This is a genomic window from uncultured Thiodictyon sp. (assembly GCA_903837595.1).
Classification (GTDB): Bacteria; Pseudomonadota; Gammaproteobacteria; order Chromatiales; family Chromatiaceae; genus Thiodictyon.
Genome location: CAILVI010000290.1, coordinates 1 through 10988 on the forward strand (window position 1 = coordinate 1; position 10988 = coordinate 10988).

At 66.4% G+C, this 10988-nt stretch carries 10 protein-coding genes; 2 read left to right on the forward strand and 8 right to left on the reverse strand.

The annotated features are described in order from the left end of the window. Positions 1-62: 62 nt before the first annotated feature. The 8 genes from QZY44_RS16145 to ychF all read right to left on the reverse strand — a co-directional run bounded on the left by QZY44_RS16145 (position 63) and on the right by ychF (position 6154). On the reverse strand, positions 63-239 hold the full coding sequence (locus QZY44_RS16145) for a hypothetical protein (protein ID WP_295448235.1): 177 nt from the start codon (positions 237-239) through the stop codon (positions 63-65). After that, positions 236-628, reverse strand: a complete 393-nt coding sequence (locus QZY44_RS16150; RefSeq protein WP_295448238.1) for a DUF5681 domain-containing protein — start codon at positions 626-628, stop codon at positions 236-238. The genes QZY44_RS16145 and QZY44_RS16150 overlap by 4 nt, the downstream gene beginning before the upstream one ends. Then, positions 625-807, reverse strand: coding sequence for a hypothetical protein (locus QZY44_RS16155; RefSeq protein ID WP_295448241.1), 183 nt, complete (start codon positions 805-807; stop codon positions 625-627). The genes QZY44_RS16150 and QZY44_RS16155 overlap by 4 nt, the downstream gene beginning before the upstream one ends. After that, positions 804-1313 (reverse strand): hypothetical protein, encoded by a 510-nt coding sequence (locus QZY44_RS16160; RefSeq protein ID WP_295448244.1) that lies wholly within the window; start codon positions 1311-1313, stop codon positions 804-806. The genes QZY44_RS16155 and QZY44_RS16160 overlap by 4 nt, the downstream gene beginning before the upstream one ends. Positions 1314-1316: 3 nt before the next feature. Continuing rightward, entirely contained in the window at positions 1317-2630 is a 1314-nt protein-coding gene (locus QZY44_RS16165; protein ID WP_295448247.1) for an AAA family ATPase, read from the reverse strand. Between the two features lie 514 nt (positions 2631-3144). Further along, on the reverse strand, positions 3145-3507 hold the full coding sequence (locus QZY44_RS16170) for an AlpA family phage regulatory protein (protein WP_365304580.1): 363 nt from the start codon (positions 3505-3507) through the stop codon (positions 3145-3147). A gap of 83 nt (positions 3508-3590) precedes the next feature. Further along, positions 3591-4844, reverse strand: coding sequence for a tyrosine-type recombinase/integrase (locus QZY44_RS16175; protein ID WP_295448249.1), 1254 nt, complete (start codon positions 4842-4844; stop codon positions 3591-3593). A 218-nt stretch (positions 4845-5062) separates the two neighbouring features. Beyond that, positions 5063-6154: a redox-regulated ATPase YchF gene (ychF, locus tag QZY44_RS16180; protein WP_295448252.1), complete on the reverse strand. Its 1092-nt coding sequence runs from the start codon at positions 6152-6154 to the stop codon at positions 5063-5065. A 211-nt stretch (positions 6155-6365) separates the two neighbouring features. On the opposite strand from ychF, the gene QZY44_RS16185 reads away from it, so the two are divergent. Beyond that, positions 6366-7838, forward strand: coding sequence for a L,D-transpeptidase (locus QZY44_RS16185; RefSeq protein WP_295448255.1), 1473 nt, complete (start codon positions 6366-6368; stop codon positions 7836-7838). 194 nt (positions 7839-8032) lie between these two features. Continuing rightward, complete coding sequence (locus QZY44_RS16190; RefSeq protein ID WP_295448258.1) at positions 8033-10891, forward strand: valine--tRNA ligase; 2859 nt, start codon at positions 8033-8035, stop codon at positions 10889-10891. Positions 10892-10988 lie beyond the last annotated feature (97 nt).

Here is a 10988-nt window from a genome sequence, read left to right on the forward strand (position 1 = left end):
ACCGAAGAACCATTAAGATCGGGTCCATCGTGCTGGTCGCCTCCAGGGCCTCGATGCGTCGCTCAATTAGCTTGGGCATTGGTGGTTCCTCTCGTGTCTTGGTGGTCGGTCGTGGGGTAGGGTTTCCGGGTCAGTCGCTCAAGCTCCGCGTCAAGCTCTGCGTCGCTCATCTTGCGCACGTCCTTATGGGCGGCGTCGCCAGCCTCGAGGATTTCCACTCTGGTTCTGATCGTCTTCACGTCTTCTGCTCCAGGGCCGCAATGCGGCTTTCCAACTCGGTGAACTCCCGGACCTTGACCAGTGCCGACAGGACAGACGCCAAATCCGCGGCCTGATCGGTACTGACAATACCGTCACTCAATGCCGCCAGCACAGCGCCGGATGCTTGGTTAAGGTCATCGCCAAGGGCAACCGCTACGGGGGCCGCAGTGGGCCGCAGGGCGGGCAAGGCGCGGTCCATCAGCAGCCGCGCGGCCTGAACGTCGCCAGCCTTGGCCTGTTCCACCAGGGCGGCAACGATCTCGGGCAGGTCTTTGACGATGGCGTCGCGCAACTTGCCTGCCTTGGTCAGTGTCCCCGGCTTCCTCCCCCGTGGGTTGCCGCTGGCTCCGGGCTTGAACTGTGTCATGGGCGTTTTTCCTCTGCTATTTCCTGCAAAGAACAGGGATCGGGGCGCAGGCCAGTGGTCGGGGTGCACTGCTCTGTCGGGTCCGGCTTGGGCCGCCCGTAGAAGGCGACCATGAACGCCACCTCTGCGGCGGTCGGTGGCTTTGGTCGGTCGCGGTATAGGCCGGGGCGCTTGCTCATGCCGTCACCTCACCGGCGGGCGCAATGGATTCCGACACCGGGCGCCGATGCCTCACATCTGCCAGGCACGCGGGCGCGACGAACGTCAGATGTTCGGTTGACCCGTCGGCGTAGGTCACCAACCAGGACCGGCAGCGCGGCGCGGGAGCGGCGGCGGTGTCCTGCCCGATGCCTGGGACCTCCGCGGCGCGACCGACGAAGTATTCCCGGGCCGCCGCGCTCGAACGGCACCGGGCGATGGTCGCGGCGATTTCCCCGGGGTCAGTCTCACCGATTGACGCCAGCCAGCGGAGAACCGCGGCCTCGTCATCCTGGGATAGCGGATCAGGCTCGAGGCTGGAGGCGGGACGCGATAGCATCGCCACCAGGGCGGGCTTGTTCTCCGCGATCAGTCCACGCAAGCCGGGGGTCAGGGCCGCCGCTGGTCCTGCCCGGAGCTTGTCGCCTTGCAGTTCCAGCCGGACACCGGCGGCGGTCAAGTGGTCAAGTAGTTGGGTTGCGAGCATGGGCTAGACCTCCACCATGTCATCGTCCGCGGCGGCGCCCGGATCGCTCCCAAGGTGCCCAACATCGCCGAAGGTGCCCAAGGTGCCCAACTTTTCTTGTTCGGGATTCTTGGGCATCTTGGGCACCTTGGGGTCAAGATGGGCATCTTCGGGGGTCGGAATCGCCCAAACCCAGCCAGCGGAAAACCCGCCTTTAGTCGGCTTTATCCCGAGCTTTTCCCGGGCGGTGCGCAACGCCTTATCGGTCAATCCCGCGTCCTTGGCTTCCCGCTGCACGTCCTTGGCTTTCGCCGGGCCTGACTTCAGGTGCTCAAGTAGCCAGTCCATAGCCTCCGTGGTCGCACTCTGTTGCTCCGGGTCGCCGGCCTCGTCCGCCCGGCTCAGCAGGTCCCGTGCGCTCCCCTCCAGTGCTTCACCCCACTGCACCCTCGTGGTGATTATCCCGGGGTGCGCCTCAAGCTCTACCTGCTCCAGGTCATACCCGAACCCTCCTGAGTCGATCCCAAGATTCGACTTGGCCCTTACCAGGATGCGCCCCCCGCCCTCGTCGTCGGATAGCTTCGCCGTGGCCAGGACCACGCGAGCGAGGGCGCCGAACGCCAGCGACCCGGTAACCCGCTCGGTGGGGTCCCGGCCCTGGGTGCCCTTGCTGAAATGGCTGATACCCAGCACAGCAACCCCTCGCAGGGTGGCCAGGTCTACCAGCGGTTGCAGGGATCGCCGAACCTCTGCGTTCTTATGCGAGTCGCCAGCAATAGCCGACACGATAGGGTCAACGATCAGTAGCGCGGGGGCCGGGTCCATGGTCGCCAGATGCTCAGATAGAGCATCAATGTCTGTCGCCGGATCGAATGCGCGGGGGTGCCCTTTCTCGTCGGTATGGCTCGCAATGAAATGAACCCGCCGCAGGTCGGCACCCGATGCGATTAGGCGCGGTACAAGGGTGTCCTTGGGGTCATCCTCCCCTGACCATACCAGCACGTCACCAATCGGCGCGCGGCTACCATCTGGCCAGCGTCCGCCTATCGTCATGATTGCAGCCAGGGCAACCGATGCGGTGGTCTTGCCGGTGCCGGGAGCGCCAGCCATGACGTGGACCTTACCGCGCGCCAGCCAGCCGGGCCATACCCAGTCAATCCGCTCTGGCTTAATGCGGTCGGCGCGTATCAGGGTGACACCGATAGGGCGCGGCTTTCCGGTGGCCTCTGCGGGCTTGGCGTCCGGTTTGGGGTCATGGTCCGGGCCGGGGTGATAGCTACCGCCGGCCAGCTCCTCTAGGTCCTCGGGGCTCAATCCGTCTGATACAAAGCCGTCCATCACGACACCCCCCCTGCCGCGCGTAGCCGAAGAACCGCAACCTCGACTCGGGCGCGACCCTCGATAGATTCCGCGATCCCTGCCCGGCGATCAGCGGCGGCAAATTTCAGAATGCTGCGCTCGTGGTCCATCGGGTCTAGGTCCGCAAGGGCACGCTGTAAGTGTTTGCGCGCGGCCTCGTTGGGGCGCCTCTCTGCGCAAACCCAGCGGTCGGGATAGATGTCTTTCCAGTCGAGTCCGACCGCGGTAAGCGCGTCGGATGGGTCGCAACCTGCAAAGCAGTGGATCAAGACCCTATCGCCCTTGTCCGCCACGCTGAGCGATGGGCTCTTGTCGTCGTGGGCGGGGCATCGCGCATACCATTTGCCAGGACCGGCAGGGATGACACCCTCAAGGCGCGCGAGTAGGGGCGCAGCAAGACCGCTGGCGGTATAATGTCGGGGCTCGTTTCTGCTCTGCCCTCTCGCCCGTCCCGGTCCCTCCCCGGTTCGGGCGTTCTCGGTTGTGGTGTCCATCATGCGGACACCAAGATAGCCACAGGCGCCGGGCGATACTGCGGGCGGGCCTTGGCGGCGCGACTGGCACGCGACGAACCAGCAGGATCGGTGGGGCCGGGAACAGGGCGGGGGGCAGGCTGTGCGGCTTCAATCTGCGCCTGCATCCAAGCGTCGATCTCATCCTCGGGCCAGACCGCGCAACGCGCGGACAGCAAGACGGGCGCCGGGAACGTGCCCTCGGCGATCCGCTTATAGACGGCGGACTTCTTGAGAGCGACGCGAGCGGAAACCGCAGGGAATCTTAGGAAAGTGGACATGCGCGAGTGCCTCACCGCTAATGCGGTATAGACGGCACTCTTGCGCCTGACGGGAAGGCTCATGCCTTCGCTGGAATGGGTTTGCCGCGGTATTGTACGCGACAGGGAACAGGCTACCGCGGACTACCGCGGGAGTCAAGACGCAACTATGCGGTACGTCGGAACTCCAGCACATCCGCGCCATGCTTCAAGCGGTCCAGATGATCCGCCCACGCCTGCATCATCTTGGCGCGGTCGCTCAGATACTCAGCATGGTTGTAGGCGCGCCGCACGGCGTTGGGTTCGGCGTGCGCCAATTGCCGCTCGATCCAGTCGGACGGATAGCCCATTTCGTTTAGGCGGGTGCTGCCCGTGGTGCGGGTCGCGTGCGGGCTGTAGCGCCCTGCCCATCCAATCGTCATGAATGCCTGTCGAAAGGTGCCGCCGCTCATTGGCTTGGCGCGGTTGTCACGGCCAGGGAACAGGTGCACTTGGTGCCCGGTAACGCCTTGGAGCGCGCGCAGTAGTGCAACGGCCTGGGTCGGTAGCGGTATGGTGTGCTCCTTGCGGAGCTTCATCCGCTCGGCAGGAATGCGCCAGAGGGCTGCATCAAGGTCGAGCTCTGACCATTCGGCCTCGATTACCTCTGACGGCCTGGCCAGCGTGAACCACATCAAGCGGAATGCCGCCAAGGTCTCATGCCGCACCGGGTGCGCGTCCATATCCCTCAGCAGTTGCCCGATTTCCTCAGCCGTCAGGGCGCGCTTGTGCTGGGTCTTGTTCTTGGGGAGTGCCTTGCGCACCGGGTAAACCGGATCGGTCGCGGCTCGCAGGGTGGACACGGCCAGGTCGAACACGCCAGACATTGCCCGGCGGGCTTCAACCGCAACCGCTGGCCCGTTGTCCTTCTCCGAAGTCTTGAGAACGTCCAGAACGTGCGCCGATGTGACCTGACCCACGGGAAGCGCCCCGATCTTCGGGAACACCACTCGCTTGAGCATATCCAGGCGCCGGGCCTTGGTGTCCTCTGTCCAGTCCTTCAGGGCCAGCCATTCGCACGCCACGGCCTCGAAGGTGATGGCGTTGGCCTGTGACTGCTTGGTGCGCTCCAGTTGCCGGGCCGCCGCGGGGTTGGTCCCCTGCTTGACCAGTCCGCGGGCCTTGGCGCGCTCGTCTCGCGCTTCGGCAAGGGTGAAGGTCCCGCCGTCGCGCCGGGCCTGTGCCGCTTCCAGGGTCTCACCGGCGGGGGCCGCCCCATAGTTGCCGACGGCGAACGTGCTTTCGCGATCCGCCAGCTTGAAGCGGTACCGCCACGCCTTCACCCCGTTGGGCTTGACCTCCAGATAGAGCCCCTGTCCGTCAGGGAGCTTGTAGGGCGTCGCTTGGGGCTTGGCTGTCCTGCATTTGGCGTCGGTCAGCATGGCGCGGTTATCCTCTTGGCCAGGTTCGGGTTATGGGCTTGCCGGCCGTACCCGCTTTTTCCTGGGAGGGTGCGGGGGCCGTACCCGCTTTTATACCCGCTTATACCCCGGCTTACAATGGCCCACTGCGGAACACAGGGGACAAGAAACGCTATTGTTTGATTCTGAAAACAGAGGTTTATCGTTCCGGGGAGTTCCGCAGAAGTCCGCTAGACGGTTTAAACGTTAAATCGGAAGTGGATGACATCGCCATCCTTGACGACATAGTCTTTGCCCTCGGAGCGCAGCTTGCCCGCCTCTTTGGCGCCCTGCTCGCCCTTGCAGGCGACGAAGTCGGCGTAGGCGATGACCTCCGCGCGGATGAAGCCGCGCTCGAAGTCAGAGTGGATGACCCCGGCTGCCTGCGGCGCCCGCGAGCGCGCCGGGACGGTCCAGGCGCGGACCTCCTTGGGCCCGGACGTGAAATAGGTCTCCAGCCCCAGGAGCTCGTAGCCGGCCCGCACAACCCGGTTCAGGCCCGGCTCTTCCAGGCCCAGCTCGGCCAGGAACTCACCGCGCTCGTCGTCGGCCAGCTCGACGATCTCGGCCTCGATCGCGGCGCACACCGGGACCACCAGGGCGCCCTCGTCGGCGGCGTGCGCGCGCCCGGCGTCCAGCAGTGGGTTGGCGGTGAAGCCGCCCTCAGCCACGTTGGCGATATACATGGTGGGCTTGTTGGTGAGCAGGAAGAGCTCGCGCAGCTCGGCACGCTCATCGTCGCTGATATCCAAGGTGCGCACCGGCTTGGCCTGGTCGAGGTGGGCGCGCACCCGCTCCAGCAGGTCGCGGCGCACCATGGCCTTCTTGTCCCCGACCTTGGCGGCACGGCTGGCGCGATCCAGGGCCTTTTCGACCGATTCCAGGTCGGCCAGGGCCAACTCGGTGTCGATGATCTCGATGTCACGCAGGGGGTCGACGCCGCCGGAGACGTGGACCACGTCGTCGTTTTCAAAGCAGCGCACCACATGTGCGATGGCATCGGTCTCGCGGATGTTGGCCAGGAACTTGTTGCCCAGCCCCTCGCCCTTGGACGCACCGGCCACCAGTCCCGCGATGTCCACAAACTGCATGGTGGTGGGCAGGACCGCCTGGGGCTTGGTGATGGCGGCGATGACGTCGAGCCGCGGGTCGGGCAGCAGGACGACACCCACATTGGGGTCGATGGTGCAGAAGGGGTAGTTCTCGGCCGCGATGGCGGCCCGAGTCAAGGCATTGAACAGCGTGGACTTACCCACGTTGGGCAGGCCCACGATTCCACATTTGAAGCCCATAATTTCAGTCCCAGAAAGGGTTTCGCACGGTTTCCGTGCGAAAAGCTGCCCATGGTACAGCAGGGACGCCCGACTGGACCAGTTGCGATGCGCCGCCCGAACCACCGCAAACGCATCGACAGGTGCCCCGACGGCGCCGCTCGGGTATGCTATGTGGCATTGAAAATCAACATGGAACCGGACCGGAAACGGCACCGGCAGAAACCACACCATGGCCATTGAACAGACCCTCGATCCCATTTGCTACACGCCGGCCCAGCCCCGTCGGCCCCAGCTCCGGCCCTTGGGGCGCGCCGCCTTGGCCGTGCCGCTGCTGGTGACGCTAACCGCCTGTGCTGAACTGCAGGGCGTGCCCGGCTTGCAGGACTTGCAGAGCTGGATCCCCAAGCCCGAGGCGCGTACCACCGAGCAAGGACAACCCAAGGTCGCCGACAAGGCCGCGGCGCCCGCGGAGGTCGCGCCGGGCCCCATCCCGGCCCCCAAAGAGAAGCCCGCACCCGGCAAGCTCTACGAGTGGGACGCCAAGGATCGCAAACTCACCCGCATCATCGTTAATACCGACGAACAGAAGGCGCGCTTCTATGTCGGGGATGAGCAGGTGGGCTGGACCACGGTGGCCTCCGGGCTGAAGTCGCACCCGACCCCGGTGGGACACTTCGAGGTCCTGGAGCGGTCGGTGAACAAGCGTTCCAATCTCTACGGCAAGGTGTTGGGCAAGGGCGGTCGGGTACTGAGCACCAATGCCAAGTCCGGCCAGGGACAGTTCCCGTCGGGGGCGCGCTTCGAGGGTGCGAGCATGCCCTATTACCTGCGCATCACCTATGACGGCGTGGGGCTGCACGCCGGTCCGATCCCGCACCCGGGCCACCCCGCATCCCATGGCTGCATCCGCCTGCCGGCCAAGCTGGCTCCGGTCCTGTTCGAGCACGTCGGGGTCGGCACCCAGGTGAGCATCGTCGGCAGCGGGCCGGATTATGGCAACTACGCGGCTAAGCAACGGGCCTATGCCGCCGAGCAGGTCGCCAAACGGGAGACCGAGGCACGCGCGCGTGCTCAGGCCACCGCCCAAGCCAGCGCTGCGGGCGTCGCCCCCGCCGCAACGACTGCCGGCGCCGCAGGTGCCGCCCCGGCGGTGACCACGGCCACGGCGACCCACACCGCAACTACGGTGGCCATGGCCGAGCCCGCCGCTGAGCCGCGCGCTGCGCGCAGCACGCCCGTAACCCGGGCACCGCGCGAACATGCCCCGGCGCCGCGCCGGACCGCCACGGCGCGCGTCGCCCAACCCCAGCCGGCACCCGCCGCGACCGGCAACGTTGCGCAAACCACCCCGGCGGCCAGCCCCGAGCCGAACGCGACGGCGAGCACGGTCGCCCAAGCCGCCCCGGCCAGTCTGACCGGCGCGCCTGCCACGGCCCCCGCGAACCCGGCTGTGGCCCAGACCCCGGCCAGTGTGACGCCGAGTGCCCCGGCGCAACCCGCGCCGAGCCCGACGCCAGCCCCGGCCGCCGCCGCGCTCAGTCCTGCGCCCGCCCCGGCGGTGGCCGCAGCAGCCCCGACGCCCGCACCGGCGGCCGCCGCACCCGTCGTCAAGGCGCCGCCGGTTGCGGCCGAGGCCCCCGCCGCACCTGCGGCGGCGCCCGCAGCGGCCCAGCCGGCCGGAGACAAGCCCGCCGCGGGCTGAGTCGGAGCCGGGGGTCGGGAGCCTGATCTAGGCGGTCCGGCAACTGACCCCCTTTGCTGAATTCAACCTTAGTCATCGTTCCGGCCAGGCGATCGGTCCACTGTGCGGACCAACGACCTTGCCGCGAGCGAGGGGTATACTTGCCCCCCTTTCCCCATCCACCCTCGCCTACTCCCGCGGATCGACGCAACGCCATGCTGGACAAGAACTACGACCCCCAAACCCTGGAAAAAACTTGGTACAGCCACTGGGAGGACAAGGGTTGGTTTGCCCCTGGACCGAGTGTCGACGCCGCCCAGCAGACCGCCGGGGCCGGGACCTATTGCATCATGATCCCGCCGCCCAACGTGACCGGCAGCCTGCACATGGGCCACGGGTTCAACAACACCGTGATGGACACACTGATCCGCTACCGCCGGATGTGCGGTGATCGCACCCTGTGGCAGCCGGGCACCGACCACGCGGGCATCGCCACCCAAATGGTCGTGGAACGCCAACTGGAACAACAGGGCAAGACGCGCCACGACCTCGGCCGTGACGCCTTCATCGAGCGGGTCTGGGAGTGGAAGGCCGAGTCGGGCGGCACCATCACCCGTCAGTTGCGCCGGCTGGGTTCCTCTCTCGACTGGGCAAACGAACGCTTCACCATGGACGCCGGCCTCTCGGAGGCCGTGCGCGAGGTCTTCGTGCGCCTGCATCAGGAGGGCCTGATCTACCGGCGCAAACGCCTGGTGAACTGGGACCCGGTCCTGCACACCGCAGTCTCGGACCTGGAGGTGCTGTCCGAAGAAGAATCCGGCCACATGTGGGATATGTGCTATCCCTTAACCAATGGGATCGGACATCTGGTGGTCTCCACCACCCGCCCGGAAACCCTGCTGGGCGACTGCGCGGTGGCGGTGAACCCCAACGACGAGCGCTACCAGCACCTGATCGGTGAGTTCGTCGAGCTGCCGCTCACCGGCCGGCGCATCCCCATCATCGCCGACGACTATGCCGACCCGGCCTTCGGCACCGGCTGTGTGAAGATCACTCCGGCCCACGATTTCAATGACTATGCGGTCTGGGAGCGTCACCGCGACGAGCTCGGCATCGTCGACCAGCCCCACGGCGGCCTGATCAACATCTTCACGCCGGACGCGGCGATACGCGCCAACCTGCCCGAGGAGGGTGACCTGCTCCCCGCCGCCTATATCGGCCTGGACCGCTATGATGCGCGCCGGCGGGTGGTCGCGGACCTGGATGCCATGGGGCTACTGGCCCTGGTCAAGGAGCACCGCTTGCAGCAGCCCCGCGGCGACCGCTCCGGTGCGCTGATCGAGCCCTATCTCACCGACCAATGGTATGTGCGCGTCGCCCCGCTGGCCGGGCCCGCCATTGCGGCGGTGGAGGACGGGCGCATCCGCTTCGTCCCGGACAACTGGAAAAACACCTATTTCGAGTGGATGCACAACATCCAGGACTGGTGCATCAGCCGCCAGATCTGGTGGGGGCACCGCATCCCCGCCTGGTATGACGCCGAGGGCAACGTCTATGTCGGTCGCTCGGAGGTGGAGGTGCGGGAGACGCATCATCTGGGCGCAGAGGTGGCACTGGAGCAGGACCAGGACGTGCTCGACACCTGGTTCAGCTCCGCACTCTGGCCCTTCAGCACCCTGGGCTGGCCGGACGACACGCAGCGCCTGCGCGATTTCTATCCCACCTCGGTCCTGATCACCGGCTTCGACATCATCTTCTTCTGGGTCGCCCGGATGATCATGATGGGGCTCAAGTTCATGGGCGACGTGCCGTTCCGCGACGTCTACATCCACGGACTGGTGCGCGATGCCCACGGCGACAAGATGTCCAAGTCCAAGGGCAATGTGCTGGACCCCATCGACCTGATCGACGGGATCGAGTTGGAGGCCCTGGTCGAGAAGCGCACTCGCGGCATGATGCAGCCGCACCTGGCCGAGAAGATCGCCAAGCAGACCCGTGCCGACTTCCCCGGCGGCATCCCCAGCTTCGGCACCGATGCGCTGCGCTTCACCTTTGCGGCGCTCGCCACCACCGGGCGGGACGTGAAGTTCGACCTGCGCCGCATCGAGGGCTACCGCAACTTCTGCAACAAGATCTGGAATGCCTCGCGCTATGTGTTGATGAACACCGAGGGTCAGGATTGCGGGCTCGGTTCAGACCCGATCGAATTGTCCCCCGCCGACCGCTGGATCGCCGCGCGGCTGGCGGCCACCACCAACACGGTGCGCGAGTCCATGGACAGCTACCGCTTCGACCTGGCCGCCCAGGCGATCTATGACTTCACCTGGAACGAGTTCTGCGACTGGTACCTGGAGCTCTGCAAGCCGGTCCTGACCGGGGCCGATGCCTCAGAGGCCGCCCGTCGCGGTACCCGCCGCACCCTGGTGACGACGCTGGAGACCCTGCTGCGCCTGGCCCACCCCATCATGCCCTTCATCACGGAAGAGATCTGGCAGAAGGTGGCACCCTTGGCCGGGGTGGCGGGTGAGACCATCATGCTGGCCCCCTACCCCGCCGCGCTGGCCGTGTCAGCAGACCCGGAGGGCGACCGGGAGGTCGTCGCGGAGATCGACTGGGTGCGCCAGTTCATCCTTGGCGTGCGCCGCATCAAGGGCGAGATGAACATCCCGCCGGGCAAGCCACTGCCGATGCTGATCGCCAACGCCTCAGACCAGGACCGCCGGTGGCTGACGGCCGCCCGCCCCTATCTCGACTTCCTGGCCCGCACCGAGTCCATCACGGTGCTGGAGGACGAGTCGCACGCCCCGGAATCGGCCATCGCACTGGTCGGTGAGATGAAGGTGCTGATCCCCATGGCCGGGCTGATCGACAAGGACGCCGAATTGAAGCGCCTGGACAAGGAGATCGGGCGTCTCTCCGACGACGTGGCGCGCACCGAGGCCAAGCTCACCAACCCCGCCTTCGTCGACAAGGCCCCGGCCGCCGTGGTGCAGAAGGAGCGCGACAAGCTCGCCGAGCATGCCACGGCGATCGGTAATCTGAAGACGCAGCGGGAGCGGATTGCGGCGCTCTAGGGAAAATGTCTCGTGACACCGCTACGCGGTGTCACGCCTGTGTCGGGCGCTGCGCGCCCGGAGTCCGGCACCACGCCGGAATGCCCATGTCGACCGG

Coding starts and splice junctions, on each gene's coding strand:
- QZY44_RS16165 (WP_295448247.1), bottom strand. CDS start 2,630: ATGGACGGCTTTGTATCAGACGGATTGAGCCCCGAGGACCTAGAGGAG.
- QZY44_RS16150 (WP_295448238.1), bottom strand. CDS start 628: ATGACACAGTTCAAGCCCGGAGCCAGCGGCAACCCACGGGGGAGGAAG.
- QZY44_RS16155 (WP_295448241.1), bottom strand. CDS start 807: ATGAGCAAGCGCCCCGGCCTATACCGCGACCGACCAAAGCCACCGACC.
- QZY44_RS16175 (WP_295448249.1), bottom strand. CDS start 4,844: ATGCTGACCGACGCCAAATGCAGGACAGCCAAGCCCCAAGCGACGCCC.
- QZY44_RS16170 (WP_365304580.1), bottom strand. CDS start 3,507: ATGAGCCTTCCCGTCAGGCGCAAGAGTGCCGTCTATACCGCATTAGCG.
- QZY44_RS16190 (WP_295448258.1), top strand. CDS start 8,033: ATGCTGGACAAGAACTACGACCCCCAAACCCTGGAAAAAACTTGGTAC.
- QZY44_RS16160 (WP_295448244.1), bottom strand. CDS start 1,313: ATGCTCGCAACCCAACTACTTGACCACTTGACCGCCGCCGGTGTCCGG.
- QZY44_RS16185 (WP_295448255.1), top strand. CDS start 6,366: ATGGCCATTGAACAGACCCTCGATCCCATTTGCTACACGCCGGCCCAG.
- ychF (WP_295448252.1), bottom strand. CDS start 6,154: ATGGGCTTCAAATGTGGAATCGTGGGCCTGCCCAACGTGGGTAAGTCC.